The following is a 26,730-nucleotide window of genomic DNA, read 5'->3' on the forward strand; positions in this document are numbered from 1 at the left end:
CGGGCCCCGGTCAGCGCCCCAGCGACATGCCGAGCGGCGGCTCGACCTCCGGCGGCAGCGGCGAGACGTAGCCCGCCGCGCCGACCCGGCGGGCGAGGTCCGCCTTGGCGGCGTCGCGCAGGGCCGCGTCGGTCACCGCCCGGGCCCCGGTGGCGGCCATCGCCTTGGCGACCTGCACCATCGCCTTGTGGGCCGCGGGGGTCTTGCCCTGCGCCACCACCTGCCAGGTGTGGAACGGCGTGCCGATGGCCACCGTGGGCGCGTGGGCCTGGACGGTCGGCACCACCCAGCTGACGTCGCCGACGTCGGTGGACCCCACCGCCGGGTTGCGCGGCGCGTCGAGGGGCACGAGGAAGTCGGCGAGCGGCGTCTCGGTGCGCGGCATCCCCACGGCGCGGAACACGGCGTCGATGTCGCCGTCGGTGAGCGTCGCCCGGATCTTGCCGGCGAAGTCCCGGTCGGCCTCGTCGAAATGCGGCGGCCCGAGCTCCTCCATGACGCCGTGCAGCGCCCGCTCCAGGGGATCGTTGCCCAGCAGGTTCGACACCGCGCTGACGATCCGCACCTCGACGGCGGTCTCGGTCATCAGGGCGGCGCCCTGCGCGATCTTCTTCACCCGCTCGACCAGCGCCAGCATCCCGGGCAGGTCGCGGGCCCGGATCGAGTAGCGCACCGTCGCGCCGGCCTGGACGACGTTCGGGGCGATGCCGCCGGCGTCGAGATAGGCGTAGTGGACCCGCGCGTCGGACGGCATGTGCTCGCGCATGTAGTTCACGCCGACGCTCATCAGCTCGACGGCGTCGAGCGCCGAGCGCCCGAGATGGGGCGCGGCCGCCGCGTGGGCGGTGCGGCCGGTGAAGACGAAGTCGGCCCGGGTGTTGGCGAGGGCGACCGGCGGTGCCACCTCCCAGAAGCTGCCCGGATGCCAGGAGATCGCGATGTCGGCGTCCGCGAAGGCGCCGGCGCGGACCATGAAGGCCTTGGCGGCGCCGCCTTCCTCCGCCGGGCAGCCGTAGTAGCGCACGCGGCCGGGCGTCCCGGTCTCGGCGAGCCAGTCCTTCAGCGCGGTGGCGGCGAGCAGAGCCGCCGAGCCGAGGAGGTTGTGGCCGCAGCCGTGGCCGTGCCCGCCCGCCTCCACCGGCCGGTGCTCGGCGACGCCGGCCTCCTGCGACAGGCCCGGCAGGGCGTCGTACTCGCCGAGGAACGCGATGATCGGCCCGCCGTCCCCGGCCTCGCCCATCACGGCGGTCGGGATGCCGGCGACTGCCTCGGTGACCCGGAAGCCCTGGTGGCGCAGTTCGGCGACGTGCTCGGCGCAGGAGCGGCTCTCCGTGTAGCAGACCTCCGGCATGCCCCAGACCCGCTCGGACAGGGCGATCAGCCGTTCCGACTGCGCGTCGACGTGGCGCCACACGGCGTTGCGGTTGTCCATCGGGTCCACTCCGGGAAAGCTGCGCATCGAGGTCGCGCCACCATAGCGGGCTCCGCGCCGTCTTCGCGAGCGCAGCGAAGCGACCCAGGGTTGCGCGCCCTCGGGAAGCGTGGCGCCGCTGGATTGCTTCGCTCCGCTCGCAAGGACGGACACGGCGCGCGCCCCGCTGCTGCCTGACCGCATGCACCGCCCAGGCCATGCTCCTGCCCGAACCAAGCGTCCGTCAACACGTTCCGATTGAACCGTCACTGGCCCGCCCCTTGCCAAGGCCGCTGCCGGAATGTTGCTGTGCCTGTCACGGCGGTAAACGGGAAAGCGTACATGGACGAGCGGGATCTGCGCGGCCTCATCGGGCAGGTGAAGGACGGCCGCCTGTCGCGGCGCGCTTTCGTGCAGCGGATGGTGGCTGTGGGCCTCACCGCGCCCATGGCCGGGCTGATGCTGGCCGGGAACGGGGTTGCGATGGCGGCCGATATCCGGGCCGGCTACAAGCCGACCAAGGCCGGCGGCGGCGGCGCGCTGAAGCTCCTCTGGTGGCAGGCGCCGACGCTGATCAACCCGCATTTCGCCGTCGGCACCAAGGACCAGGACGCCTCGCGGATCTTCTACGAGCCGCTCGCCGCCTGGGATGCGGACGGCAACCTCGTGCCGGTGCTCGCCGCCTCGATCCCCTCGAAGGAGAACGGGGCGCTCGCCGCCGACGGCCGCTCGGTTGTCTGGACGCTCAAGCCCGGCGTGAAGTGGCACGACGGCAAGCCGCTCACCGCCGACGACCTCGTCTTCACCTGGGAGTACGCCCGCGACCCCGCCACCGCGGCGGTGACGGCGGGGTCCTACAAGGATTGCAAGGTCGAGAAGGTCGACGACCTCAGCGTCCGGGTCCTGTTCGACAAGCCCACGCCCTACTGGTGCGACGCCTACGTGGGCATCGTCGGGATGGTGCTGCCGAAGCACCTGTTCGGACCCTACAGCGGCGCCAAGTCCCGGGACGCGCCGCAGAACCTCGCCCCGGTGGGCACCGGCCCGTACCGGTTCGTGGAGTTCCGGCCCGGCGACATCGTCCGCGGCGAGCGCAATCCCGACTACCACCTGCCGAACCGGCCCTACTTCGATACGGTCGAGATGAAGGGCGGCGGCGACGCGGTCTCGGCCGCCCGGGCCGTGCTCCAGACCGGCGAGTACGATTACGCCTGGAACATGCTGATCGAGGACGAGGTGCTCAAGCGCCTGGAGACCGGCGGCAAGGGCCGGGTCGATGTCGTCTACGGCGGCAAGCTCGAGTTCCTGCTCCTCAACGCCACCGACCCGAACGTCGAGGTCGACGGCGAGCGCGCCTCGATCACCACCAAGCACCCCGCCTTCTCCGACCCGAAGGTGTGCCAGGCGATGAACCTCTTGGTCGACCGCAAGTCGATCCAGACCTACATCTACGGCCGCACCGGCAAGCCCACCGCCAACACGGTCAATGGCCCGGAGCGCTTCGTCTCCAAGAACACGAGCTTCGCTTTCGACCCGGCCAAGGCCAACGCGCTCCTCGACGAGGCCGGCTGGAAGAAGGGCTCGGACGGCATCCGCGCCAAGGACGGCAAGAAGCTCAAGCTGGTCTTCCAGACCTCGATCAACGCCCCGCGCCAGAAGACGCAGGCGATCATCAAGCAGGCGGCCGCCAAGGCCGGCATCGAGATCGAGCTGAAATCGGTGACCGGCTCGGTGTTCTTCTCCTCCGACCCGGCCAACCCCGACACCTGCACGCATTTCTACGCCGACATGGAGATGTACGCCTACAGCATGACCCAGGCCGATCCGGCGATCTGGCTGCTCATGTACGCCTCCTGGGAGGTGGCCCAGAAGGCCAACAAGTGGCAGGGCCGCAACGTCGTGCGCTGGCGCAACGACGCCTACGACAAGGCCTACAACGCCGCCCAGAGCGAGCTCGACCCGGTCAAGCGCGCGGCGCTGCTGATCACCTGCAACGACCTCGCGGTCTCCGAGAACGTGCTGCCGCTGATCCACCGCGCCGAGGTCTCGGCGGTGGGCGCGACGCTGACGGCGCCCCGCAGCGGCTGGGACAACGACCTGTCGTTCCTGCCCGACTGGTACAGGGAGGCCTGAGCGGGAGCGCCGCGCCATGGGCGCCTACATCCTGCGACGGCTCCTGATCGCGATCCCGAGCCTGCTCGGCATCAGCCTGATCCTGTTCACCGTCCTGGCGCTCGCGCCGGGCGACCCGTTCGGCGAGCTCGCCAGCAACCCGAACGTGCCCCCGGAGGTGCGGGCGGCGCTCCGCGTCAAGTTCGGCCTCGATGACCCGATCCTCACCCGCTACCTGCACTGGCTCACCGCCATGCTGCAGGGCGACTGGGGCTTCTCCTTCGCCAGCCGGGTGAACGTCGACACGCTGATCCTGCAGCGGCTGCCCACGACCCTGTTCGTGGTCGGCTCCTCCCAGGTGCTGGCGCTGCTGATCGCCGTGCCGGTGGGCCTCTACGCCGCGCGCCGGCCCTACTCGCTCGCCGACCAGGTCGCCAACACGCTGGCCTTCGTGGGCTTCTCGCTGCCGACCTTCTTCACCGGCCTGCTGTTCATCCTGCTGTTCTCGATCAAGCTCGGCTGGCTGCCCTTCGTCTACCAGGCCGACCTGCCGGGCTCCGGCCTGCCCTGGGTCTGGGCGAATGTCCGGCAGGCGATCATGCCGGTGGCGGTGCTGGGCTTCTTCCAGGCCGCCTCCTACACACGCTACGTGCGCGCCTCGGCGCTGGACGTCGCCCGGCTCGACTACGTCACCACGGCCCGGGCCAAGGGCCTGACCGAGGGCACGGTGACCCGCCGGCACATCGCCCGCAACGCCCTGATCCCGGTGGTGACGCTCGTCGCCCTCCAGATCCCCGCGGTGTTCGGCGGCGCCATCGTCACCGAGCAGATCTTCCGGATCCCCGGCATCGGCTCGCTGCTGATCGACGCGATGCTGTCCAACGACACGCCGGTGGTGATGGCGGTGACCTTCGTGTTCGCCGGCCTCGTCATCCTGTTCAACCTCGTCGCGGACCTGCTCTATGGCTGGCTCGACCCTCGCATCGCCCTCCGATGAGGCGGTGCCCGTCGCCCGCGCGCCGGCCTCGCCGGGGCGGGAGACGTGGCGGCGCTTCCGGCGGCACCGGCTGGCGCTCGCCAGCGTCGGCGTGCTGGCGCTCCTCGTCGCCGGCGTGGTGTTCGGCGGCCTGCTCTGGCCCGTCGCCATAGACGACATCGACTTCGCGGCCCAGCTCCAGGGCCCGTCCTGGGACCACCCGTTCGGCACCGACGATCTCGGTCAGGACCTGCTTGCCCGGATGATCTACGGCGGCCGGATCTCGCTGGCCGTGGGCTTCGCCGCCATGGCGGTGGCGAGCCTGATCGGCGTGCTGGTCGGGGCGCTCGCCGGCATGTCGCGCCGGCTCCTCGACCCGGTGCTGATGTGGCTGACCGACCTGTTCCTGTCGCTGCCGCAGCTGCCGCTGCTGCTCCTCGTGATCTACCTGTTCCGCGACAGCCTGAAGGCCGTGTTCGGCAGCCAGGGCGGCGTGTTCCTGATGATCGTCGCGGTGATCGGGGGCCTGCGCTGGATGCCGGTGGCCCGGCTGGTGCGGGCGCAGTTCCTGAGCTTGCGCGAGAAGGAGTTCGTGGAGGCGGCCCGCTCGCAGGGCGCGACCACCGGGCACCTCGTGCGCCGCCACATCCTGCCGAACGCACTCGGTCCGGTGATCGTGGCGGCCTCGATCGAGGTCTCGTCCGCGATTATCGCGGAATCGACCCTGTCCTTCCTGGGGCTCGGCTTCCCGCCCGACATCCCGACTTGGGGGCGGCTCCTGTTCGACGCCAAGGACCATCTCGACGTCGCCCCGCACTGGGCGCTGTTCCCAGGGGGCGCGATCTTCCTGACGGTGCTGTCGATCAACTTCATCGGCGACGGCCTGCGCGACGCCCTCGACCCGCGACGGGTTCTCTAGCGATGACGGATTCAGTGGACCCGATCCTCTCGGTCTCAGACCTCACCGTCTCCTTCCGCTCGGACGGGCGCTGGCGCGAGGTCGTGCACGGCGTCTCGTTCGACGTGGGCCCGCGCGAGACCGTGGCCCTCGTCGGCGAATCCGGCTCCGGCAAGAGCGTCAGCGCCCTCTCGATCCTGCGCCTCCTGCCGCGGGACGCGAGCCGTATCGGCGGGCGCGTGCGCTTCGAGGGCCGCGAGCTGCTCGCCGCCCCCGAGGCCGAGATGCGGCGGGTGCGCGGCGATTCCATCGCCATGATCTTCCAGGAGCCGATGACCTCCCTGAACCCGGTCCTGACCATCGGCTTCCAGATCGCCGAGGCGCTGATCCGGCACCGGGGCCTGTCGCGGTCCGCCGCCGAGGCGGAGGCGCTCCGGCTCCTCGACAAGGTCCGGATCCCGGCCGCCCGGTCGCGCCTGCACGAGTACCCGCACCGCTTCTCCGGCGGCATGCGCCAGCGGGTGATGATCGCCATGGCGCTCGCCTGCCGGCCGAAGCTCCTCATCGCCGACGAGCCGACCACGGCGCTCGACGTCACGATCCAGGCCCAGATCCTCGACCTCATCAAGAGCCTGCAGGACGAGGAGGGCATGTCGGTCCTGTTCATCACCCACGACATGGGCGTGGTCGCCGAGATCGCCGACCGCACCGTGGTGATGTACCGGGGCCGCGCCGTGGAGGCCGGCCCGACCGCGCGGATTTTTTCCGAACCCACCGAGCCGTATACGCGGGCGCTGCTGGCCGCGGTCCCGCGCCTCGGGACCATGGCGGGCCGGGCGCGCCCGATGCGCTTCCCGGTGGTCGACCGGGCCACCGGCCTCGCGGCACCGACGCCCGAGACTCCCGACACCGTCAGGGCCGCCGAGCGCCCGGTTCTGGAGGTGCGCGACCTGACCACCCGGTTCGACATCCGCTCCGGGCTGCTCGGCCGCGTGACCGGCCGCGTCCACGCGGTGGAGCGGGTCTCGTTCAGCCTCGCGGCCGGCGAGACCCTGGCGCTCGTCGGCGAATCCGGCTGCGGCAAGTCCACCACCGGGCGCTCGATCCTGCGCCTCGTCGAGCCGCTCTCGGGCTCGGTCCTGCTCGACGGCGAGGACATCACGGGCCTCGATGCCGGCACCCTCCGCGGCCGCCGCCAGCGCATGCAGATGATCTTCCAGGACCCGTTCGCCAGCCTCGACCCGCGCCTGAGCGTCGGTGCGGCGGTGGCGGAGCCGCTGCTGATCAACCGCCTCGCCGCGCCCCGCGAGGCCCGGCGGCGGGCGGAGGACCTGCTCGCCCGGGTCGGGCTCCCGCCCGAGACCGCCGCGCGCTTCCCCCACGAGTTCTCCGGCGGCCAGCGCCAGCGCATCTGCATCGCCCGCGCGCTCGCCCTGAACCCCCGCCTGATCGTCGCCGACGAGGCGGTCTCGGCGCTCGACGTCTCGGTGAAGGCGCAGGTCGTGAACCTGATGCTCGACCTGCAGGCGGAGCTCGGCCTCGCCTACCTGTTCATCTCGCACGACATGGCGGTGGTCGAGCGGGTCAGCCACCGGGTGGCGGTGATGTATCTCGGCGAGATCGTGGAGATCGGCCCCCGGGCCGCGATCTTCGGCGATCCGCGGCACCCCTACACGAAGAAGCTGCTCGCCGCGGTGCCCGTGCCGGATCCGGCCCGGCGGGGCGAGCGGCACGCGCTGCCGGACGACGAGATCCGCAGCCCGATCCGGACCCCCGACTACGTGCCGCCGGAGCGCCTCTACCGGGAGGTCGCGCCCGGCCACGTCGTGCAGGACTGGGGCACCGAGTGGGACGCGGGCGCCCGCCAGGGCGCGGCCGCCTGAAGCCGGCGGCCCGGACCCTCGCGCGCGATGCCGCGCGGTCCGCGACAGGATCCAGCGTAAAGCTTGCGGCACTGCTCGCAATACGAGCAATGTTGCTCAGAAAGCGATCAGTACCGGTAAGAAATCTTTGATTATTTCTGCATTAATGTCGGCCCTAAACACGCGGTGTGTTGCCGCGATGAAGCGGTCGAGAGGCTTCCTTGCGAGCGAGCGATTTCCGATCCTTCCACGAGGCGTCGAAGCGCAGCGGCGTGATCCTGTCGTTCGGCGGAGATCTCTCGGAGAACATCCTGTTCTCGCTCGGGGAAGTGCTGAAGCTGCGCATGCGGCACGAGGAGACCGACGCCGCGGTCGCCAAGCGCGTCTTCTCGATCTTCGTCGAGCAGGCCCAGAACGTGATCCGCTACTCGGCCGACAAGGTCGCGCCCGCCGAGCCGCCGGGCCCCGCCCGGGTCAGCGCCGGCATGATCGCCGTCGGCACCGAGGAGGGGCGGTTCTTCGTGGTCTGCGGCAACGAGGTCGGCAGGACCGAGGTGCCGCGGCTGCGCGAGCGGCTCGACGAGATCGCCACCCTGTCGAGCGACGAGCTCAGGAAGGTCTACCGCGAGAAGCTGCGCCAGCCGCCGGACGAGGGCAGCCTTGGCGGCAGCATCGGACTGATCGAGATCGCCCGCCGGTCGAGCGCCCCGGTCGAGTACGACTTCCAGGATCTGGGCGCGGAGCGCAGCCTGTTCTGCCTCAAAGCCTTCATCTGAGGATCGCACGGACATGGACCGCATCACGCTGCCCCGGACCGAGCGCTCGCCCGAGGTCGATTTCGACTTCGCGTCGGGGCGGCTCGTCCTGCGCGGCGAATCCTACCCGGAGGACGCCGCCGCATTCTTCGGCCCGCTGCTGCAGGCCCTGCGCGGCCACCTCGCGGCGACCGAGGCGAGCCCGATCACCTTCGACGTCGCGCTCGCCTACTTCAACTCGTCGAGCGCCAAGGCGCTGATGAACCTGTTCATGCCCCTGGAGGACGCCGCCGCCGAGGGGCGCCCGGTGACGATCCGCTGGATGTTCGGCGCCGACGACGACGTGATCCAGGAGGCCGGCGAGGATTTCGCGGCCGACTTCGCGCATGCCCGGTTCGAGATGATCGCGAGCGTCCCCGCGTGAGCCCGCACCGGGCACCGGCCCACGATCTCCTGTCCGAGCCGGCGGACGCCTTCAGCCTGTTCGACACCGAGGAGGCCGTTCTCGGCCGATCCGAGGTGATGCTGGCCCGCCTCGCCGAGGTCGGCGACGGGGTGCGGGAGCTCGCCGGCGCCTACCGGCGCAGCTACCACGAGCAGCGCCGGCTGGTGCGGCTGAGCGACCGGATGCAGCTCGACCTGCACCGCGCCAACCAGCGGATGGCCGAGCAGCAGCGCGCCCTGCGACACCTCAACGACGCCCTCTCGGCGGAGATCGAGCACCGGGCGCGCCTCGAGGCCGAACTCCGCCGCCTCGCCGACACCGACCATCTCACCGACGCCCTGTCGCGCCGCCGCTTCCTGCAGATCTGCGAGGAGGTCTGGGCCCGGACCCAGTCGGGCGACACGCCCTCCAGCGTGCTGATGCTCGACCTCGACCGCTTCAAGCTGATCAACGACCGCTACGGCCACAGCGCGGGCGACACGGTCCTCAAGGCCTTCGTCGAGACCTGCCGCGACAGCCTGCGCGCGGTCGACGTGATCGGCCGCATGGGTGGTGAGGAATTCGCCATCCTCGTCACCGGCACCGTGATGGCCGAGGCGCAAGTCATCGCCGAGGCGCTCCGCCGCGCGGTGGCGCAGCGGCCGGTGCGCCTGGAGCACGGCCCGCTGCCGATCTCGGTGAGCATCGGCCTCGCGGCGTTCGGCCCGAGCGAGTCGATGTCGGCGACGCTCCGGCGGGCCGACGCGGCGCTCTACGCTGCCAAGCATGCCGGCCGCGACTGCGTGCGCTGCGCGGCCGAACCGGGCGCGTCCCTGATCTGAGGCGCCGCGCGCCCGGCCTCGGAGCGGAACCGCTGTGACACGGAGTGACGTCGCGTGAGCGGACCTGACACGGCCCTAGACAGCCCGCGTCCCGCCGGGGGGATCCGCGGCGCGCGACCGCTGCGGACCGGGGATGCCCTGGCGCGGCTCGGCTTCGCCGACATCGATCCGGTCCCGGCCGCCGGCGGCGCCGGGCGCGCGGGCGGCCTGCGCGGGGCCGGCCCGATCCGCCGGGGCGATCCCCTGTCGAAGCGCGGCTTCGCCGACGTGCTGGCCGCGGGCGCGCCCGCGGACGAGCTGATGAAGCCCGGCGCCCTGCGCGGGGCGGCCCGAGGCCGCGACCTCGACAGCCTGTCCCACACCCTGTTCCTGCGCATCTACCCGGTGATCGGCGCCCTCCTGCTGCTGACCCAGCTCGGGATCGCCTGGGTAACCTACACCGACCAGCTCCGGCTGTACGGCGACCGGGCGCATCTCCTCGCCCGGCTCACCGCCGCGGCGATCGCGCGGCCCGACTGGGCGCGCGACCCGGACGCCTACGACGGCCCGCTCAAGGCCCTGGCCGCCGAGCCCGATTTCGCCCACGCCGTCCTGCGCGACGCCACGGGCCACGTCGTCGGAACGGCGGGCGCGGCGCCCCCCGCGCGGGGCTGGTCCACCCTCTCGGCCCAGGCCGACCTGTCGGTGCCCGGCCGCGCCGGCCCGGCGGGCAGCCTGACCGTCACGGTCTCCACGAAGGCGCTGCGGGACAACGCGGCGTGGCAGGTGATGCTCGCCCTCGGCGCCAGCGTCGGGCTGATGATCGCCTTCGTGGTCACCCTGCACGCCACCGTGCGCCGCCACGTCATGGCGCCGCTGATGCGGCTGCTGCTTGCCATGCGGGAGATCGAGCACAAGCGCTGGACGACCGTGGAGCTCGGGGGCGCCTACCGGCCGAGCAACGAGATCGACGTCATCAGCCAGGCCTTCAACCGCATGGTCGAGGGCCTGCGGAGCGGTGACGCCGCCAAGCAACTCCTCGTCGAGCTGGAGCAGGCCCACGACAGGCTGGAGCGCGCCAACCGCCAAGTGGTCGAGAGCATCGGCTACGCTCGGCGCATCCAGGATTCGGTGCTGCCGGACCGCAACGCCCTGGCGGGCGCGGGGGTCGAGGTCGCGGTGCTGTGGGAGCCGCTCCACGTCGTCGGCGGCGACTATTTCTGGCTGGAGGAGATCGACGGCCTCTGCGTGATCGCGGTGGCCGACTGCACCGGCCACGGCGTGCCCGGCGCGTTCCTGACCCTGATCGTCGCGACCGCCCTCGACCGGCTGCTGCACGAGCGCGGCCTGCGCGCGCCGGCGGCGATCCTGGCCGGGCTCGACGCGATGGTCCGCACGCAGCTCCGCCAGGACGGCCGCGGCGCCGAATCGGATGACGGGCTCGATTGCGGCCTGTGCGTCTGGGACCGCGCGGCCGGGACGCTGCACTTCGCCGGCGCCGGCCTGTCGCTCACGGTGGTCCGGGACGGCGTGGCCGAGCGCGTCCGCGGCGGCCGCCGGGGGCTCGGCTACCCGCGCCCCGCCCGAGACGGGCAGCCGGAGGACGTCGTCGCGGACATCGCCGTTCCGGTGGCGGGCGCCACCTTCTACCTGATGACGGACGGCATCACCGACCAGATGGGCCGCGCGGCGCCCGACCGGGCGCCGCGGCTCCTCGGCCGGCGCGGCGTGGCCGACAGCCTCCTGCGCCACGCCGACCTGCCCCTCGCCGCCCAGACCGTGGCCCTCGAGGCCGATCTCGACGCCTATCGCGGGACCGAGGCCCGGCGGGACGACATGACCCTGGTGGCGTTCCGGCTTCCTCCGGCGACGGCCGCCGGCTGAGACCGGCTGTCTTCCCTCGGGGCCATCGATGCCAGGTGCGCATCGATCGATCCAACAATGACGTTGGACAGGCCGTCCGGCCTGCGCCACTCCTGGGCCCGGCCCCGGGAGAGCCGTCGCGGTCGCCGCCGAGAGGCACCGCCAAGAACCGCCTCCGGGGCTTCCAGCGCGCGCCCGCGCGGACAAGACCTGGAGGAAACCATGGCTGAGGACGCCGTCACCGGGATCCGCCTGCGGTCCGTCGCCCTGCCGCTGAGGACCCCGATCAGCGACGCCAAGGTGCTCACCGGCCGCCAGAAGCCGATGACCGAGATCGCGATCCTGTTCTGCGAGGTCGAGAGCCGGGAGGGCCATCGCGGCCTCGGAATCAGCTATTCCAAGCGCGCCGGCGGGCCGGGCCAGTTCGCCCATGCCCGCGAGATCGCTCCGGCGCTGCTCGGGGCGGATCCGAGCGACATCGCCAAGGCCTGGGACACGCTCGCCTGGGCCGGCGCCTCGGCCGGCCGCAGCGGCCTCGCCGTCCAGGCGATCGGCGCCTTCGACGTGGCCCTGTGGGACCTCAAGGCGCGGCGGGCCGGCCTGTCGCTCGCCAAACTCCTCGGGGCGCAGCGCGACTCGGTGCGCTGCTACAACACCTCGGGCGGCTTCCTGCACACGCCGCTGGAGGAGCTGCTCGTCAACACCGACCGCGCCCGGGCGAAGGGCATCGGCGGCATCAAGCTTAAGGTCGGCCAGCCGGACTGGGCCGAGGATATCCGCCGGGTCTCGCGGGTGCGCGAGCATCTGGGCGATGCCTTCCCGCTCATGGTCGACGCCAACCAGCAATGGGACCGGCCGACCGCGATGCGGATGGGCCGGACCTTCGAGCGCTTCAACCTGATCTGGATCGAGGAGCCCCTCGACTGCCTGGATGCCGCCGGGCACGCGGCCCTGGCCGCCGCCCTCGACACGCCGGTCGCCACCGGCGAGATGCTGACGAGCGTCGCCGAGCACTGGGACTTCATCCGCCAGGGCGGCGCCGACTTCCTGATGCCCGACGCGCCGCGGGTCGGCGGCATCACGCCCTTCCTCAAGGTGGCGGCGCTCGCCGAGTTCGCCGGGCTGACGATCGCGCCGCACTTCTCGATGGAGCTGCACATCCACCTCGCCGCCGCGCTGCAGCGGGAGCCCTGGGTCGAGCATTTCGAGTGGCTGGAGCCGCTGTTCAACGAGCGGCTGGAGCTGGAGGACGGCCGCATGCGCGTGCCGACCCGGCCGGGCCTCGGCCTCTCCCTGAGCGAGCAGGCGCTGGCCTGGACGCGCGAGACCGCCGGGTTCGGCAGCCTCGGCTGAGCGCACGGGGAGGGGACGCTCCGAGGCCGGCCGACCCGGATCGTCCGATCCTCCCCTATCCTGCGGTGCGGTCGCGCGGCGGCCGCCTCGAAGGAGCTCTCCGCCGGGGCCGCGACGCGTCACCTCAGGACGAGGGTCGGACCTGGTCGTGCCGCGCTCCGCCCGAGCGGGCACAGCGAAGGCCCGTTCTGTCCCGACCACGCCGTCGGGCGGCCCACCGGAGCCGGGGACCGGCGCCGCTTGTACCAGTGTCCGCCGCCCGGAATCGACCGCCGGCGCGCGCGCGACGATATCCTGACCTGGAAAATGACATAGGCCGCTTTTTCAAGCCGGTCAGCGAAGTAAAACCGTGACTTTTTCGCGGGGTGGCGTCCGCGATCGATTGCCGATACGCTGCGTTTCTGTCGTCGCGATCCTCTCATTTGAAAATTTATAAAGAACAGATCTGGAGTGACCGGTCCATGTCGTGTGTCGAAGGAGAAGGTCATCGCCGCGTCCCGGGCGGCACGCGCGCGGGGCCCGGCGCGACGCGGCCGGTCGCGCGTTCCGAGGCGGCGGGCAAGATCGTCAACCGCCACGGCGATCACGCCTGTCGCCTGCGGCTGACCACCGGCGCCGCGCCGATGCTGGCCCGATGAGCGCCCCCGGCCTTCTGTCGCGCCGCGCGCTCCTGGCCGCCGCGGTGGCCGGGGCGCTCGCCCCGCGCGCCGCCGCCGCGCAGGCGGCCGCCCGCATCGCCGCCCTGGGCGGGGCCGTCACCGAGATCCTCTACCGCCTCGGCGCCGGCGGCCGGATCGTCGCGGTCGACACGACCAGCCTCTACCCGCCCGAGGCGCTGCGCGAGAAGCCGAGTGTCGGCTACCTGCGGGCGCTCTCGGCCGAGGGCCTTCTGGCGCAGCAGCCCGACCTGATCATCGCCGCCGAGGGGGCCGGGCCGCCGGCCGTCCTGGCGCAGCTGCGCGAGGCCGGGCTGCGCGTCGAGACGGTGACGGAGCCGCCGAATCCCGAGGGCGTGCTGGACAAGATCGAGACGGTCGGGCGCCTCGCCGGCCTGGAGCGCGAGGCCGAGGCGCTCCAGACCGAGGTCCGCGCGCGCTTCGCCGACCTCGCGACCCGGCGCGCCCGGATCGCCCGGGCGGCCCGGGCCCTCGTCGTCCTGTCGGTCCAGGGCGGCCGGACCGTCGTCGGCGGCACCGGCTCCTCGGCGGACGGCATCCTGGCCCTGGCGGGCATCGGCAACGCGGCCGCGGGCCTGGAAGGCTTCAAGCCGATGACCGACGAGGCCATCGTGGCCGCCGCCCCCGACGCGGTGGTGATGATGCAGAACGGGCCCGAGCCGCCGAAGCCCGAGAGCATCTTCGCCCCCGGCACGGCCCTCGGCCAGACGCCGGCGGCGGCGCGGGGGCGGCTGGTGGCCATGGACGGCCTCTACCTCCTCGGGTTCGGGCCGCGCACGCCCGAGGCCGCCACCGACCTGATGCGGGCGCTCTACCCGGACCTGCCGCGTGACTGAGCCGCGCGGCGGCGGGCGGGGCGCGTGAGCCGCCGCGCGGCGCCCTGGGTGCTGGGTGTCCTGGCGGCCCTGGTGCTCGCCGCCGCCCTGCTCTCGGTGAGCCTCGGGGCGATCCCCATCCCGCCGGACCGGGTCTTCGCGGTCCTGATCGGGGAGGGGAGCGATCCGGCCCGCGCCCGCGACGGGCTGGTGATCCTCTCGATCCGCCTGCCCCGCACCCTGCTGGGGCTGCTGGTCGGGGCCGGGCTGGCGGTCTCGGGGGCGCTGATGCAGGGGCTGTTCCGCAACCCCCTGGCCGATCCGGCGCTGGTCGGGGTCTCGTCGGGGGCGGGGCTCGCGGCCGCGGTGATCATCGTCCTGGGCGACCGGATCCTCGCCGGGCTGGGGCTTCCCGGGCCGCTGCCCTACGCCGCGCTGCCGGCCGGAGCCTTCCTCGGTGGCCTGTGCGCGACCCTCATCCTCTACGCCCTCGCCACCCGGTCCGGGCGCACCGCGGTGGCGACGATGCTGCTCGCGGGGATCGCGCTGGGGGCGCTGAGCGGCGCGCTGACCGGCCTGCTGACCTTCGTCAGCGACGACCGGCAACTGCGCGATCTCGCCTTCTGGTCCCTGGGCAGCCTCGGCGGGGCCACCTGGTCCAAGGTCGCGGCCTCGGCGCCGCTGATCCTGCCGGTGCTGGCCGCGGTCCCGCTCCTCGGCCGCGGCCTGAACGCCCTCGTCCTCGGCGAGGCCGAGGCGTTCCATCTCGGCGTCCCGGTGGAGCGGCTGAAGCGCGCCTGCATCGTGCTGGTGGCGGTCGCGGTGGGCACCAGCGTGGCGGCGGCGGGGGTGATCGGCTTCGTCGGCCTCGTGGTGCCGCACGCCCTGCGGCTGCTGATCGGCCCGGGGCACCGGCTGCTGCTTCCGGCCTCGGCAATCCTCGGCGGCGCCTTCCTGGTCCTCGCCGACGTGGTGGCGCGCCGCGTCGCCGCGCCCGCCGAGCTGCCGATCGGGATCGTCACCGCGCTGGTCGGCGCGCCGGTCTTCCTGTGGCTGCTTCTCGGCCGGGTGCGACCGGACGATGTCTGACGATGTCTGACAATGTCTGATCCGGCCCTGCTCACGGCCCGCGACCTGACCGTCACGGTGGCGGGGCGCGACCTCGTGCGCGACGTCTCCCTGGCGGTGGCGGGCGGCACCCTGCAGGTGATCGTCGGCCCCAACGGGGCCGGCAAGTCGACCCTCGTCCGCCTGCTCAGCGGCGCCCTGCGCCCGACCCGGGGCAGCGTCGCCTATGACGGTGCGCCCGTGGCGACGATCCCGCTCTGGCGCCTCGCCGCGACGCGGGCGGTGCTGCCGCAGGCGGCGCGCCTCGCCTTCCCGTTCGCGGCGGCCGAGGTCGCCCGGATCGGCCTCGACGGCATCGGCCGGGGCCTCGGGGCCCGCGATCGGGCGGCGATCCTGGCCCGGGCCCTCGCGCGGGCCGACGTGGCGCATCTCGCCGACCGGGCCTACCCGACCCTCTCGGGCGGGGAGCAGGCGCGGGTGCAGTTCGCCCGCGTGCTCTGCCAGCTGGAGGCCGGCCGCACGGTGGCGGACCGGCAGGTGCTGTTCCTGGACGAGCCGACCGCGAGCCTCGACCTCCGGCACCAGGGCGCGCTGCTCGACGCCGCCGCCGGGCTGGCGGCGACCGGCGTCGCCGTGGTGGCGATCCTCCACGACCTCAACCTCGCGGCCGCCTACGCCGACCGGCTGCTGGTGCTGGACGGGGGCCGGCTGGTCGCCGGCGGGCGGCCGGCCGAGGTCCTGACCGACGACCTCATAGCCGGGGTCTTCGGCGTCCGCTGGCCGGTCGGGCGGGTGCCGCCGGGCGGCCAGCCCTTCCTGCTACCGCACCGGGGCGCGCCCGGTCGGCGCGGCTAGCGATAGCGCGACGGGTGGTATTCCCGGTAGCTCAGGCCGATCACGGCCGCGAGCAGGCCGGCTCCCCGGCACAGCGTGTAGCCGCCGCCGATCAGGGTCGCCGGCCTGAGGGACAGGCCGGCGATCCCGAGCCGCAGAAGGCCGCCGCCGAGGCGCACGAAGCCGCGGCCCGCGTTGGCGAGCCGGCCGCCCACCGTTTCCGGGCGGAGCCGGCCGAGATAGGCCTCGACGCTGCCGCTGCGGTACCAGCGCGCCAGCAGCCAGCGCACCCGCATCCGGTGCGTCGGGATGCTGTCGTAGACCACGGCCGTCTCGGCCCAGGCGATCCGGTGCCCGGCGAGCATCAGGGCCCGGAAGAAGAACGTGTCCTCGCCGCCCATCGTGTTGAAGCGCATGTCGAAGGACAGGCCCAGCGCCCGGATCACCCGCAGGTCCAGGAGCGCGTTGGCGGTGTAGCCGTCCTCCACGTAGCCGTCGCGGACCGGCAGGCGCTTGGCGAAGAAGCCCCCGGCGGCCGCCCAGGCGGGCGGAACCCGGTCGAAGAACGGCACGACCGGCCCGACGCAGGCCGCGACGCCCGCGGCGAGGGCGGTCTCGAGCAGGTTGTGGAGCCAGTCGCGGTCGGGAAACTCGTCGTCGTCGATCAGAGCGACCCAGTCCGCGCCGGCCGCGGAGGCCTCAGCGAGGCTGCGGTTGCGGACCGCGGCGAGGCCGCGGGTCTCCTCCCGGGCGTAGGTGACGGGGAAGCGGCCGGTCGCCCGGTAGGCCTCCACCACCGGGACGGCGGCGCGGCTGCGCCCGTTGTCGATGATCAGGATGCGCAGGGCGGTCTCTGCGAGGCTGCCGAGCCGCTGCTGGTCCAGGGCCTTGAGCAGGCGCGCCAGCCCCACGGGCCGCTCGCAGGTGCAGATGCAGATGCACAGGCGCATCGTCTTACCTCTGTCCGATCGGGTGGGCGTGCGGCCGCGGCCGCAGGCGCTTGCCCGCCGCCGCCAGCAGCGTCGCGGCCAGGAACCGCCAGATCCGGGGATGCCGGAGCGCCAGGGTCGCGCCCGCGCGCCAGCGGCCGGCCTGGGCCGCCTCGATGACCTGGGCGATCAGCCGCGTCACCGCGAGGCCGTCGCGGTAGGCGCGGCTGCCGTGGCGGATCTCGGCGGAGCGCGACCGCGCCTCGGCGAGGCGGCCGTGCTCGGCCCGGGCCGCGAAGGCCGCGTCGAGGCGCGCGATGTCGGCCTGGCGCAGCCGGTGCGACAGCGAGGTGGGTCCGCGCCGGTAGCCGTAGCCCGCGTAGGTGGTGACCACGAACCGCGCCCCCGCCGCGAGGGCTTCCAGGCACAGCAGGAAATCTTCCCCGATCCGGACGCCCTCGTCGTACCGGATGCCGTGCCGGCGCAGGATCTCGGCGCGCATCATGGGCTTGAGGTAGCCGAGCTTGGTCACCCGGCTGAGCAGCTGGTTGCTGGCGATGTACTTGGCGAGGTCGATCTCGAACAGGTACGGCTCCCGGCCGCCCTCCAGCATCCCCGGACCCTGCGGGTCGAACATGTCGGTGAACGGGATCGGGTTGTCGGCGACGATGTCGGCATCCGCCGCGAGCGCGAGATCGAGCAGGGTCCGGGTGCGGTCGGGCAGGATCAGGTCGTCGGCGTCAAGGATCGCGATCCACCGGCCCCGGGCGGCGTTCAGCGCCGCGTTCCGGGCGCTCGACGGGCCCCGGGGCGTGCCCGGTCCGGCATCGGCGAGAGGAATGACGCGGACCCGCGGATCGGCTTCCGCCAGGCGCGCCAGCACGGAGGCGGTCCCGTCCCGCGAGCCGTCATCGACCGCCACCACCTCCACGGCGACGCCGGTCTGGGCGAGGGCGGAACGGATGGCCGTCTCGATCCAGGGCGCCGCGTCGTGCGCGGCCATGATGAACGAGACGTCCACGAAGGTGCCCCGAGCATCGGACAAGAGTTGATCCGCCATCGCGCTTCCTGGGCCGCCGGGCGCGGCCTCCGAGACCGCCCCCGACTTTGGCCGGAAGCGATCGGCGCGCACGACGCTCAAAGGGCGTAGGGCGGCCGCCATCCCCTCCCATTGCGGGGGATGGCCCCGACGGCCGGAACAGGTCAGTGCGTGTCGGGGGCTGTGTCGCCCGTGGGGCGGGAATTCCGGACGCTGAGGCCCTTCGCCAGAATCGTCCGGACGTGGGCGCGCAATTTTTGTTTCCTCTCCGCCGAGGCAGGAGAATCTTTTTTGAGGCTCGAATCGCCGGAGGCTGCCATGTCGAACGCCCCTGAGGCCCGTCACCGCGCGCCGCCATCGCCGAAGCGGCCGCAAGGGTGATCGGCGATACCTATAATGGATTATTTGGCTGGAATCTCGACATTATTGCAACGCAACCAACGAAAACAGTTTTGATGTTTGTTAAGGTTTATGTCTCCTACTGAGCATTGTCGGACGTGGGCGAACTACGTAGGTAGTATCCGAGGGCCCTCCCGAGGGCGGAAATCAGGGAGGAGATGAGTGCCCAGTCGCTTCTATTTCGACATCGAGAACGGCGAGGAGACGATCCGCGACGCGCAGGGCGTGGAAGCCGCGGACTTGGCCGAGGCGCTCGCGGAGGCCCGCAGCGTGATCGACGAAATGGCGGGTGAACTGGAGGTCGCGGGACCGGCCGGCGCGTGGACGCTCGTCGTGCGCGACGCCACCGGCGCGGAGGTCGGCCGGGTGCCGATCAAGGGCTGAGCCGGGGACGCGCGAGCGGATTACGGGCCGACCAGCGCGGAGGCGCCGACCCGCCGGCGCGGGGCCCGCAGCAGCCGGCGTGCGGGCCGCTCCAGGAGCCGCCACGACAGTTCGGCCAGCAGCAGCGTCAGCATCAGGTCGAGCGCCATGGAGACCGAGCGCGGTCCGGCGACGTCGAGGCCGACGAGGGCCAGCACGCGCTCCGCGTGGAGCGGCACGTGGAACAGGTAGGCGGCGTAGCTGATCACGCCGATCCGGCGCAGCCACGGGATCTCCAGGAGGGCGACCGCGCGGCCCTCCCGCGCCTCGACCACCTGCAGTAGCAGCAGCGCCGCCAGGACGCCGCTGAGGCGGCCGAGAACGAGCCACCAGCCGGTCGGCGCGATCAGGAGCGGCAGGGCCACGAACAGGGCCAGCACGCCGGCCAGGGCGGCGTCGCGGGCGAGCCAGGCCGGGAGCGGCCGGGTGCGCAGGCCGGCGAGGCCGCCCAGCGCGATCAGTCCGACATTGGCCAGGGTGTCGACGTCGAAGCACCGCGGCGCGGCGCCCGCCCGCCACAGGGCACCGTGCGCCAGGACGCTGATCCCGACCAGGAGCCAGCACAGCGTGCCGAGGTGGCGCCGCGACAGGAACAGGGCCGCCGGCGCGAACAGCAGGTAGAATTGCTGCTCGACCGCGAGGCTCCAGAGGTGGCCGAGCTCGGTGCCCCAGCCGTTCAGCTCGATGTAGATGTTGGTGACGTAGAACCACGTCGCGAGCTTGAACGCGTCGTTGCCGAGACTGGCCGGGTCGCCGGGCCGGACCGTGTAGAGCACGAACAGGAAGACGTAGTAGACCGGCACGATCCGGGCGACGCGATTCCGGTAGAACAGCCCGAGGCTGCCGAGCGGGGTCGACGCGCCCGCCTCCACGGCCGTGCGGGCCGCGGCGAGGATCCGGACGATCAGGAAGCCGCTCAGGACGAAGAACAGCCACACGCCGGCCGTGCCGAGGGCCTCGGTCCTCGGGCTCGGCGCCTTGTGGCTGACGAAGACCATCAGGAACGCCAGGGCCCGCAGGCCGTCGAACCCGTTGATGCGGCGCTCTGAAGGGGCCACGGCGCGTCCTGTCCGGTGATCGACCGCGCCGCGCCGGGGCAGAACGCGCCCGCGCGGCCGGGCCCGGCCGGGAGGGCCGGGCAGCCCGGTTTAGACCGGCCCCCGCGCGGGGGCCCTTACCTCGATCGGCGGACGGGACCTCCCCGAAAGCGGTCCCGCCGCCCGGTAGGGCCGTCAGCGGCGGCGGATGAGCAGGACGACGAGGCCGACGGCGACGGCCGCCCCGGCCTGGGCGGCCAGCAGCGCGAGCAGGAACCCCTTCGGTAGAACAACCGCGAAACCGATCGCTCCTCCAATCAGTGCAGCGAACACCAGCACGACCAGCAACGCCTTACCTCCATTGATGGATCGGCGGCCGTCTTGTTGCCGAACCGGTCGTGGGCCCAGTGTTGTCGCAAGGGTTCCGCCTGCGATCGACGCCCCTTCGGACCGGCCGAGCGCCGCCGAAGCCGGCTGCGGCGAGGCTGGCCGAACCGGCCGGCTGCGCACGTCGCTCCGCAAGTTCCGATCCCGTCTCACCCCGAGTCAAGGAGCCGACATGTTGCGCCCGGCTGGGACCCCGACGCCGATCGAGTCGTCGACGCCGCAGGATATGGTCGAGACGCTGAACGAGGCGTTGGTCAAGACATTGCCGGCCCCGCGGCAGGCCGGCCCCGGCCTCCGGGTGAGCTGGGCGATGAAGCGCCTCCTCGACGCGACCATCGCGCTGACGGCGCTCTTCCTGCTTCTGCCTCTGCTGCTGTTCATCGCCCTGCTGATCTGGGGCAGCGACGGCCGGTCGCCGATCTTCCGACACAAGCGCCTCGGCCGGCACGGGCGCCCCTTCGGATGCCTGAAGTTCCGGTCCATGGTCGCGGACGGCGACGCGGTGCTGGCGCGGCATTTCGCCGAGAATCCCGAGGCCCGGGCGGAGTGGGAGGCGTCCTTCAAGCTCACCCACGATCCCCGCGTCACGGCGCTGGGCCATGTCCTGCGCAAGACGTCCCTCGACGAGCTGCCGCAGCTCTGGAACGTGCTGCGCGGCGAGATGAGCCTCGTGGGGCCGCGGCCGATCGTCCAGGCCGAGGTCGTGCGCTACGGCGCCGACTTCACCGCCTGCTTCTCCGTTCCGCCGGGCCTGACCGGCCTCTGGCAGGTCTCCGGGCGCAGCGACACGGGCTACGCCGAGCGCGTCGCCCTCGATTGCGCCTATGCCAGCCAGTGGAGCCTCCGCCGCGACCTCGCCATCCTGCTCAAGACGGTTCCGGCCGTGCTGAGCCAGCGCGGCAGCCGCTAGGGCCATGACCGGGCGGCCGCGCCGCGCCCGCCGCGCCCGCCGCGGAGCGCGCCGATGAAGGGCATGATGCTCAACGCCCTGCTGGGGGTGATGCTGGGCCGCTTCGGCTCGGTCTGGCGGCTGCTGGTCTTCGTCCCGATCGTCGCGGCCGAGGTCGGCTACGGCCTCCTCGTCTACAACCTGAGCGCCGGCGCGTGCCTGCGGCGCGGGACGGCGCTGCTGGTCTGCGGGCAACTGGCCTTCCTGCTCGGCGCCCTGCTGCGGCCCATCGCCAACGAGCGGTGAGCCGTCCGGGCCCGGTGCGGCCCGGCGCGGCGAAGCGGACACGTCAGGCCGGATCCTCCTCGGCGGCCGGCGCCTGAAGGCAGAGCCGCCAGAACTCCACGAAGCCGGCGGCGTACGCGGCGATGACGAGGCTCGACCAATGCATCGCGTGGCTCCGGGCGCGTTCGAGGGCCCAGCCTGCCGCGGAGACGTTAAGATTTAGCCCGGCCCGGTGTCGGGTCCGGTGTCGGGTCCGGTTCCAGGGTCCGGTGCCCGGCGCGGTGTCATGTGTGGTCCGATGCCCGGGGCGGTCGCCGGTGCGGCGTCCGCCCGCCGGTGCGGCTAGCGGCAGACGATCGATTCCTTGAAGCCGCACGGATCGCCCATCCGGGTGAACGCGACCCGCTCGAACAGCGCGGTGACCGGCTGTCCCGAATACTCCGTCGGTCCGAGCCACGACGCGAAGTCCGGGCCCTGTCCCGACCAGACGCTGAGCATGATCTTGCTCGGATGGGAGGGAAGCGGCCGGTCGGGCGTGCCGACGACCTCGCGCAGCAGGCGTCCGTTGACGTACCAGCGCAGGCGGTCGGGCAGCCACTCGAAGGCGTAGTCCGCGGTGGTGGTCGCGGCGTCGAAGCCGAGGGCATCGAGGCTGACGTGCTCGCCGACGCCGCCGACGAAGTAGTTGAGCTGGACCTTGCTCGTGTCCTTGCCGAGCCACTCGAAGTCGATCTCGTCGTTCGTCCGCCGGTCGCCGTTCTCGGGGCCGTTATAGGTGAAGAATGCCGAGACCATGCCGGACCCGGTGCCGGCCCGCATCCGGACCTCGTAGGTGCCGTAGCCGTAGCGCTCGCGGGTCTGGATCTCGGCGCAGCTGAAGGGGCGCTCCTTGTAGGTGATGTCCGTCAGGGACAGCGAGAGTTCGCCGGGCGTCGCGATCCGGGCGCGGTGCTTCGACCACGTGCAGCCCTGCCAGTCGCCGTTGACCCAGCCGTCCGAGACGTACCAGCGGCGTTCGTTCAGGGTGCTGAACAGCTCCACGAAGGATGCGCCGCCCTGGGCAGCCTGGGCCGCGGCGGGAGAGGCGGGAGAGGCGGCCTGGGCCGCGGCCGGCGGCGCGGCGGTCTCGCCCGCGCTCGCGGGATAGGCCTGCAGGAGAAGCGTCGCCGCCACGCAGAGGCGGCGGCCCGGGCCGGACCAGATCGTCATGCGCACGTCCTCAAACCAGTCGCCGCAGGATCGCGGCGGCGCGCATCGTAGCGGCGGGGGCGGCTCCGGCCGGGGATCATTCGGACGATCCGGCCCGGGGCCGGCCCCCTCCTTTCGGACGATCTCGCGCGCCGCGCCGGGGTCGCCCTAACGTGCCGGCGGACCGGCCGCGGCGCGGACCGGCCGGAGAGTCGCGGAGTCGTCCGGTGCGCAGCTTAGAGGCCTCGTCCCCCGTCCCGGAGGTCTGCGTCATCATCGCGGCCCGGGACGCCGCGGACACGATCGCGACCGCCGTCGCCTCGGCGCTCCGGCAGCCGGAGGTCGCCGAGGTCATCGTCGTGGACGACGCCTCCGCGGACCCGACCGGCGCGGCCGCCGCGGCGGCCGACGACGGTACCGGCCGCCTGCGGATTATCCGGCTCGCCGAGAATGTCGGACCCGCCGAGGCCCGGAACCGCGCCATCGCGGCCGCCCGCGCCCCGCTGCTCTGCATCCTCGACGCCGACGACTACTTCCTCGAGGGCCGGCTCGGCCGGCTCCTCTCCGCGCCCCGGACCTGGGATCTGATCGCCGACGACATCGTCATGGTCCGCGGCCGCGAGGCGGCCTCCGCCGCCGGCCTCGTCACCGGACCGGGGCGGCCGCAGCGGCTCACCCTCGCGGCCTTCGTGAGCGGCAACATCCCCCGTCCCGGCGCGAGCCGGCGCGAGCTCGGCTTCCTGAAGCCGATCATGCGGCGGGGTTTCCTGGACCGGCAGGGGCTGCGCTACGACGCGCGCCTGCGGCTCGGGGAGGATTACGCCCTCTACGTCGAGGCGCTGGCGGCCGGGGCGGCGTTCGCCGTGACCGCGCCCTGCGGCTACGTCGCGGTCGAGCGGTCGAACTCGCTGAGCGCGCAGCACCGGACGGACGACCTCGGGGCGATGCTGGCCTTCGACGACGCCATGCTGGGCCGGCCGGGTCTCGCCCCGGAGGCGCGGGTGGCTCTCCGGGCCCACCGCGCCGCCACGGCGCGGCGCTGGCAGCACCGGCGCGTCCTCGACCGGCGGCGCGCCCAGGGCTACGCGGCGGCCCTGCGGGAGCTGCTCGGCACGCCCCTGGCGTGGCGCCACATCCTGTCGGTGACCCTGGCGGCCAAGCTCGCGCGCCTCGTGCCCGCGTCCGTGCCGGAGCGGGAGACCGGTCCGCGCCTGCTCCTCGGACCGGAGCGCCGCCTCGAGCCGGCGCGCTGAGCCGGCGCTGGGCCGGGCCGGCAGCGGCGCGTCAGCGGTCGCGCTCCTCCCTGCGCGCCCGCACGGCCGCCACGTCGGACCGGACCTCGTCCAGCGCGCTGCGGACCCGCTCCAGGGCCGTCGAGACCGTCGCGTCTAGGTCCGGATCGACGGCGTCCGGCGCCGTGCCGTGACGGAAGCCGTCCAGCAGGTAGGGCATCATCTTGCCGTGGAGCGCCGTGTAGGCACCGGGACTGGACAACTCGTAGACGACCGCGAGAGCGTGATAGGCTCGGACGAGAACCTCGAGCGCGACATCCGCGCTGCGCGCCCCCCGATCGCAATCATCGTTGCCCATCATCGTGCTTGATAATTTATTGCTGCCCCGTCCGCCGGGTAACATGCCCACTTAAGACTGTCGACGTCGGGAGCCATTGCAATCTTCGATCCCCTATGGCGCGGGGCCGTTTATCCGCGCGCCATGGCTCGACTGCAACAGTCACTGAATAGCGGGGGGCAATTCAAGGTCTCGTCTAGCCGCGGAGCTGCCGCGTCGGCCGGATCATTGTGGCGATCTTGGTCTCGACCTCGACCAAAACGCTGTTCACAAGGTGAAGGGCGCCGTCAACTGTACCGGTTGTCAGGCTCTCGTCGCGGCTCGTCTCCTGGATGATGCGGAAATTGTCCTCGACGAACGCGCGGATCTTCTGCTGGACGTCGACGAACTCTCCCGGATGGGCCGTCTCGTAGAGGAGCGCCAGGGCCAGGTAGGCGCGCGCCACCATGTCCAGCGCCAGGGTCGTGCTGACCTCAGAATGTCCGGCGTCCGGGGGCGACACGACGACTGAATTTCCTGTCGGATGTTAGTTATTTACACTATCACGGACTTTATTCGGCGCCAACCGCGCCGATGATCGGTGATGTGGATTCTGCATTGATTCCCGTCGACCGTGGGCCGGTCCCCGGCGGGGCGGTCGGTGCCCGGTCGGAGCGCCGACACGACGCGCGCGGGCGCCGCGCCCGCCAGCAATCCTCGCCACAGTGATGGACGGACCGCCGGCAGGCCGGTCCGGGTGAGCCCGGCTCGGGTTGGTGAGACGCGTCCCGTCGCGTGCGGCGCGGGCTCCGTGACCGTCCCGGGCCGATCGCGCGCGGCGTTAACGGCCGGCGGTGGCCCGGCGCTCGGCGCGGTCTTGGCCCGGCGCCAGATCCTGCGCGATCCGCAGCTTGAGCGCGAGGATCCGGTTGTGTCGCGCCATCGCGAGGAGCGACTCGGCGGTCCCGACATCGCCGCGCATCCGCAGCGCGTGGGCGGCCAGCGCCATCTGGGCAGCCATCGCGTCCGCCTGGCGGGCGGCGTGCGGGACGTTCTGGGAGAGGGGCATTCCGGATGGCCACGGTTCGAGGGCTCAGCCGATCCTCCGGACGATCCGTTAACGATATCTTAATGGCCGCACCCCCGCGCCGTCCGAGCGGCGCGGGCCGTCACTTCCGGATGGGCAGGCGGCCGACCAGCCAGCCCTCCTCGTTGCGCACGAGGAGGGTCCAGGGCGGCTCCCGGCCGTTTCCCGTAATCTCATCGGCCATCTCGGCGATCACGCTACGCGCCTCGATCAGGGCTTCCTCGAGGCCAGCGGCCTCGACCCCCACGTGGTCGTGGATCGTCTCCTCGGCATTTGCGATCTCGAAGTAGAAACGCGCCGCCAACAGGGTTCTCCTCCGCCGGAACTCTTCGGGGAGTTCAGTTCTATAGACCGGTGTTAGCATCTTAGCCGTTCGCGCTCCCGGACAAAGCGGTCGGGAAAAAGCAGCCTGTCTTTGACAATTCGGGTGATGCGCCGGGAAAATGTTCGCGCGATCGTCGACCGGCGCCGCCGGATCAGCCGAATGGCGTAGCCGCCCGGCCGCCGCCATGGCCGGATGGCGATGTAAGGCGCGGTTCGGGGCGGCCCGGCTGCCGGTTCGGAACGGGCCGCGGCGGGGTCGGGCCGGTCGGGCCGAATCGTCGCCGCTACGCCCGATCGGCAGAGCCGCGTACGCCTAAGATATGATGTTGGTGGCCCTGTCGGGCCGCCGTAGACCCGAGCGTCGGTGCGATCGCGGCGAGGATTCCATGAACATCACGATGGTCGGGTCGGGCTATGTCGGTCTGGTCTCTGGCGCGTGCTTTGCGGATTTCGGCCACACGGTCGTGTGCGTCGACAGCAATCGCGGCCGGATCGACGCGCTGAATGCCGGCCGGATGCCGATCTACGAGCCGGGCCTCGAGGCCCTGGTCGCCGAGAACGTCCGCCAGGACCGCCTGTCCTTCATCACCGACCTGGAGACGGCGGTCGGTCAGGCGGACGCGGTCTTCATCGCGGTGGGCACGCCCTCCCGCCGCGGCGACGGCTTCGCCGACCTGAGCTACGTCTACGCGGCCGCCCGCAGCATCGCGCGCGCGCTGCGCGGCTTCACGGTGGTGGTGACCAAGTCGACCGTTCCGGTGGGCACGGGCGACGAGGTCGAGCGCATCATCCGCGAGACCAACCCCGAGGCGCAGTTCGCGGTCGTCTCGAACCCCGAGTTCCTGCGCGAGGGCGCAGCCATCGCCGACTTCAAACGCCCCGACCGCATCGTCGTCGGCACCGACGAGCCGCGGGCCGTGGCGGTCATGGAGCAGATCTACCGCCCGCTCTACCTCAACGCCGCGCCGATCGTCGCGATGAGCCGCCGGACGGCCGAGCTGACCAAGTACGCGGCGAACGCGTTCCTCGCGGCGAAGATCACGTTCATCAACGAGGTGGCGGACCTGTGCGAGGCGGTGGGCGCTGACGTGCAGGCGGTGGCGCGCGGCATCGGCCTGGACAACCGGATCGGGTCGAAGTTCCTGCATGCCGGGCCGGGCTACGGCGGCTCGTGCTTCCCCAAGGACACGCTGGCCCTGGTCAAGACCGCGCAGGACGCGGGCACGCCGCTGCGGCTGGTCGAGACGGTGGTGGCGGTCAACGACCAGCGCAAGCGCGCGATGGCGCGCAAGGTGATCAAGGCCTGCGGCGGGTCGGTGCGGGGCA

28 protein-coding genes are annotated in these 26,730 nt (G+C 72.5%); 18 read left to right on the forward strand and 10 right to left on the reverse strand.

Going from position 1 to position 26,730, the window contains the following annotated elements:
* Nucleotides 1-10 precede the first annotated feature (10 nt).
* On the reverse strand, nt 11-1,432 hold the full coding sequence (locus BM419_RS24465) for a M20 family metallopeptidase (RefSeq protein ID WP_091927928.1): 1,422 nt from the start codon (nt 1,430-1,432) through the stop codon (nt 11-13).
* A gap of 321 nt (nt 1,433-1,753) precedes the next feature.
* On the opposite strand from BM419_RS24465, the gene BM419_RS24470 reads away from it, so the two are divergent.
* The 13 genes from BM419_RS24470 (at nt 1,754) to BM419_RS24525 (ending at nt 15,890) form a co-directional block, all read left to right on the forward strand.
* The gene (locus BM419_RS24470) at nt 1,754-3,544 is read left to right on the forward strand and encodes a peptide ABC transporter substrate-binding protein (RefSeq protein ID WP_091927929.1); all 1,791 of its coding nucleotides are present in this window, start codon (nt 1,754-1,756) and stop codon (nt 3,542-3,544) included.
* A gap of 16 nt (nt 3,545-3,560) precedes the next feature.
* Complete coding sequence (locus BM419_RS24475) at nt 3,561-4,520, forward strand: ABC transporter permease (protein WP_091927930.1); 960 nt, start codon at nt 3,561-3,563, stop codon at nt 4,518-4,520.
* Nucleotides 4,486-5,418 (forward strand): ABC transporter permease, encoded by a 933-nt coding sequence (locus tag BM419_RS24480; protein WP_053609320.1) that lies wholly within the window; start codon nt 4,486-4,488, stop codon nt 5,416-5,418. Before BM419_RS24475 ends, BM419_RS24480 begins: the two co-directional genes overlap by 35 nt.
* 2 nt (nt 5,419-5,420) lie before the next feature.
* Entirely contained in the window at nt 5,421-7,280 is a 1,860-nt protein-coding gene (locus BM419_RS24485) for an ABC transporter ATP-binding protein (RefSeq protein WP_091927931.1), read from the forward strand.
* A 200-nt stretch (nt 7,281-7,480) separates the two neighbouring features.
* Entirely contained in the window at nt 7,481-8,035 is a 555-nt protein-coding gene (locus BM419_RS24490; protein ID WP_020091215.1) for a SiaB family protein kinase, read from the forward strand.
* A gap of 13 nt (nt 8,036-8,048) precedes the next feature.
* Nucleotides 8,049-8,438 (forward strand): DUF1987 domain-containing protein, encoded by a 390-nt coding sequence (locus BM419_RS24495; RefSeq protein WP_012321503.1) that lies wholly within the window; start codon nt 8,049-8,051, stop codon nt 8,436-8,438.
* Entirely contained in the window at nt 8,435-9,280 is an 846-nt protein-coding gene (locus BM419_RS24500) for a GGDEF domain-containing protein (RefSeq protein WP_020091214.1), read from the forward strand. The genes BM419_RS24495 and BM419_RS24500 overlap by 4 nt, the downstream gene beginning before the upstream one ends.
* Nucleotides 9,281-9,334: 54 nt before the next feature.
* Nucleotides 9,335-11,143: a SpoIIE family protein phosphatase gene (locus BM419_RS24505; protein ID WP_091927932.1), complete on the forward strand. Its 1,809-nt coding sequence runs from the start codon at nt 9,335-9,337 to the stop codon at nt 11,141-11,143.
* Between the two features lie 201 nt (nt 11,144-11,344).
* Nucleotides 11,345-12,475 (forward strand): L-talarate/galactarate dehydratase, encoded by a 1,131-nt coding sequence (locus tag BM419_RS24510; protein ID WP_020091212.1) that lies wholly within the window; start codon nt 11,345-11,347, stop codon nt 12,473-12,475.
* Nucleotides 12,476-12,840: 365 nt separating this feature from the next.
* Nucleotides 12,841-13,113 carry a hypothetical protein gene (locus BM419_RS32030; protein ID WP_139257107.1) on the forward strand — a complete coding sequence of 91 codons (273 nt, stop codon included), beginning with the start codon at nt 12,841-12,843 and terminating at the stop codon, nt 13,111-13,113.
* Complete coding sequence (locus BM419_RS24515) at nt 13,110-13,988, forward strand: heme/hemin ABC transporter substrate-binding protein (protein ID WP_091927933.1); 879 nt, start codon at nt 13,110-13,112, stop codon at nt 13,986-13,988. Before BM419_RS32030 ends, BM419_RS24515 begins: the two co-directional genes overlap by 4 nt.
* A gap of 24 nt (nt 13,989-14,012) precedes the next feature.
* The gene (locus BM419_RS24520) at nt 14,013-15,056 is read left to right on the forward strand and encodes a FecCD family ABC transporter permease (protein WP_091927934.1); all 1,044 of its coding nucleotides are present in this window, start codon (nt 14,013-14,015) and stop codon (nt 15,054-15,056) included.
* A gap of 12 nt (nt 15,057-15,068) precedes the next feature.
* Nucleotides 15,069-15,890, forward strand: a complete 822-nt coding sequence (locus BM419_RS24525; protein ID WP_091927935.1) for a heme ABC transporter ATP-binding protein — start codon at nt 15,069-15,071, stop codon at nt 15,888-15,890.
* On the opposite strand, the gene BM419_RS24530 is transcribed toward BM419_RS24525, so the two are convergent.
* Nucleotides 15,887-16,819 (reverse strand): glycosyltransferase family 2 protein, encoded by a 933-nt coding sequence (locus BM419_RS24530; protein WP_091675696.1) that lies wholly within the window; start codon nt 16,817-16,819, stop codon nt 15,887-15,889. The two genes, BM419_RS24525 and BM419_RS24530, sit on opposite strands and share 4 nt — an antisense overlap.
* Before the next feature lie 4 nt (nt 16,820-16,823).
* The gene (locus BM419_RS24535) at nt 16,824-17,843 is read right to left on the reverse strand and encodes a glycosyltransferase family 2 protein (RefSeq protein ID WP_234081757.1); all 1,020 of its coding nucleotides are present in this window, start codon (nt 17,841-17,843) and stop codon (nt 16,824-16,826) included.
* Between the two features lie 555 nt (nt 17,844-18,398).
* On the opposite strand from BM419_RS24535, the gene BM419_RS24540 reads away from it, so the two are divergent.
* Nucleotides 18,399-18,620: a DUF6894 family protein gene (locus BM419_RS24540; protein ID WP_020091205.1), complete on the forward strand. Its 222-nt coding sequence runs from the start codon at nt 18,399-18,401 to the stop codon at nt 18,618-18,620.
* Nucleotides 18,621-18,640: 20 nt separating this feature from the next.
* On the opposite strand, the gene BM419_RS24545 is transcribed toward BM419_RS24540, so the two are convergent.
* Both BM419_RS24545 and BM419_RS32570 read right to left on the reverse strand, forming a co-directional pair.
* On the reverse strand, nt 18,641-19,717 hold the full coding sequence (locus BM419_RS24545) for an acyltransferase family protein (protein WP_091927936.1): 1,077 nt from the start codon (nt 19,715-19,717) through the stop codon (nt 18,641-18,643).
* 174 nt (nt 19,718-19,891) lie between these two features.
* Nucleotides 19,892-20,044 (reverse strand): hypothetical protein, encoded by a 153-nt coding sequence (locus BM419_RS32570; RefSeq protein WP_020091203.1) that lies wholly within the window; start codon nt 20,042-20,044, stop codon nt 19,892-19,894.
* A gap of 211 nt (nt 20,045-20,255) precedes the next feature.
* On the opposite strand from BM419_RS32570, the gene BM419_RS24550 reads away from it, so the two are divergent.
* Together BM419_RS24550 and BM419_RS24555 are read left to right on the forward strand one after the other, a co-directional pair.
* Nucleotides 20,256-20,993 (forward strand): sugar transferase, encoded by a 738-nt coding sequence (locus tag BM419_RS24550; RefSeq protein ID WP_091675700.1) that lies wholly within the window; start codon nt 20,256-20,258, stop codon nt 20,991-20,993.
* A 54-nt stretch (nt 20,994-21,047) separates the two neighbouring features.
* Nucleotides 21,048-21,278, forward strand: a complete 231-nt coding sequence (locus tag BM419_RS24555) for a hypothetical protein (protein ID WP_020091201.1) — start codon at nt 21,048-21,050, stop codon at nt 21,276-21,278.
* A gap of 321 nt (nt 21,279-21,599) precedes the next feature.
* On the opposite strand, the gene BM419_RS24560 is transcribed toward BM419_RS24555, so the two are convergent.
* Nucleotides 21,600-22,466, reverse strand: coding sequence for a glycoside hydrolase family 16 protein (locus BM419_RS24560; protein ID WP_091927937.1), 867 nt, complete (start codon nt 22,464-22,466; stop codon nt 21,600-21,602).
* Between the two features lie 206 nt (nt 22,467-22,672).
* On the opposite strand from BM419_RS24560, the gene BM419_RS24565 reads away from it, so the two are divergent.
* Nucleotides 22,673-23,698 (forward strand): glycosyltransferase family 2 protein, encoded by a 1,026-nt coding sequence (locus BM419_RS24565; protein ID WP_091927938.1) that lies wholly within the window; start codon nt 22,673-22,675, stop codon nt 23,696-23,698.
* 31 nt (nt 23,699-23,729) lie between these two features.
* Here the strand turns inward: BM419_RS24565 and BM419_RS24570 are convergent, their stop codons facing one another.
* The 4 genes from BM419_RS24570 to BM419_RS24585 all read right to left on the reverse strand — a co-directional run bounded on the left by BM419_RS24570 (nt 23,730) and on the right by BM419_RS24585 (nt 25,384).
* Nucleotides 23,730-24,038, reverse strand: coding sequence for a hypothetical protein (locus BM419_RS24570; RefSeq protein WP_244534870.1), 309 nt, complete (start codon nt 24,036-24,038; stop codon nt 23,730-23,732).
* Between the two features lie 172 nt (nt 24,039-24,210).
* On the reverse strand, nt 24,211-24,516 hold the full coding sequence (locus tag BM419_RS24575) for a hypothetical protein (protein WP_091927940.1): 306 nt from the start codon (nt 24,514-24,516) through the stop codon (nt 24,211-24,213).
* 318 nt (nt 24,517-24,834) lie between these two features.
* The gene (locus BM419_RS24580) at nt 24,835-25,062 is read right to left on the reverse strand and encodes a hypothetical protein (protein WP_020091196.1); all 228 of its coding nucleotides are present in this window, start codon (nt 25,060-25,062) and stop codon (nt 24,835-24,837) included.
* Nucleotides 25,063-25,162: 100 nt separating this feature from the next.
* A complete protein-coding gene (locus BM419_RS24585) occupies nt 25,163-25,384 on the reverse strand; it encodes a DUF6894 family protein (RefSeq protein ID WP_020091195.1) in 222 nt (73 codons plus the stop codon).
* Between the two features lie 406 nt (nt 25,385-25,790).
* Here BM419_RS24585 and BM419_RS24590 point away from each other — a divergent pair.
* Nucleotides 25,791-26,730: UDP-glucose dehydrogenase family protein (locus BM419_RS24590; RefSeq protein ID WP_091927941.1), on the forward strand; the 940-nt coding region annotated here is incomplete at its 3' end.

Origin of the sequence: Methylobacterium sp. yr668, assembly GCF_900116245.1 — a bacterium.
Classification (GTDB): Bacteria; Pseudomonadota; Alphaproteobacteria; order Rhizobiales; family Beijerinckiaceae; genus Methylobacterium.

Coding starts and splice junctions, on each gene's coding strand:
- BM419_RS24465 (WP_091927928.1), bottom strand. CDS start 1,432: ATGGACAACCGCAACGCCGTGTGGCGCCACGTCGACGCGCAGTCGGAA.
- BM419_RS24470 (WP_091927929.1), top strand. CDS start 1,754: ATGGACGAGCGGGATCTGCGCGGCCTCATCGGGCAGGTGAAGGACGGC.
- BM419_RS24475 (WP_091927930.1), top strand. CDS start 3,561: ATGGGCGCCTACATCCTGCGACGGCTCCTGATCGCGATCCCGAGCCTG.
- BM419_RS24480 (WP_053609320.1), top strand. CDS start 4,486: ATGGCTGGCTCGACCCTCGCATCGCCCTCCGATGAGGCGGTGCCCGTC.
- BM419_RS24485 (WP_091927931.1), top strand. CDS start 5,421: ATGACGGATTCAGTGGACCCGATCCTCTCGGTCTCAGACCTCACCGTC.
- BM419_RS24495 (WP_012321503.1), top strand. CDS start 8,049: ATGGACCGCATCACGCTGCCCCGGACCGAGCGCTCGCCCGAGGTCGAT.
- BM419_RS24510 (WP_020091212.1), top strand. CDS start 11,345: ATGGCTGAGGACGCCGTCACCGGGATCCGCCTGCGGTCCGTCGCCCTG.
- BM419_RS24515 (WP_091927933.1), top strand. CDS start 13,110: ATGAGCGCCCCCGGCCTTCTGTCGCGCCGCGCGCTCCTGGCCGCCGCG.
- BM419_RS24525 (WP_091927935.1), top strand. CDS start 15,069: ATGTCTGATCCGGCCCTGCTCACGGCCCGCGACCTGACCGTCACGGTG.
- BM419_RS24530 (WP_091675696.1), bottom strand. CDS start 16,819: ATGCGCCTGTGCATCTGCATCTGCACCTGCGAGCGGCCCGTGGGGCTG.
- BM419_RS24550 (WP_091675700.1), top strand. CDS start 20,256: ATGTTGCGCCCGGCTGGGACCCCGACGCCGATCGAGTCGTCGACGCCG.
- BM419_RS24555 (WP_020091201.1), top strand. CDS start 21,048: ATGAAGGGCATGATGCTCAACGCCCTGCTGGGGGTGATGCTGGGCCGC.
- BM419_RS24560 (WP_091927937.1), bottom strand. CDS start 22,466: ATGACGATCTGGTCCGGCCCGGGCCGCCGCCTCTGCGTGGCGGCGACG.
- BM419_RS24570 (WP_244534870.1), bottom strand. CDS start 24,038: ATGATGGGCAACGATGATTGCGATCGGGGGGCGCGCAGCGCGGATGTC.
- BM419_RS24580 (WP_020091196.1), bottom strand. CDS start 25,062: ATGCCCCTCTCCCAGAACGTCCCGCACGCCGCCCGCCAGGCGGACGCG.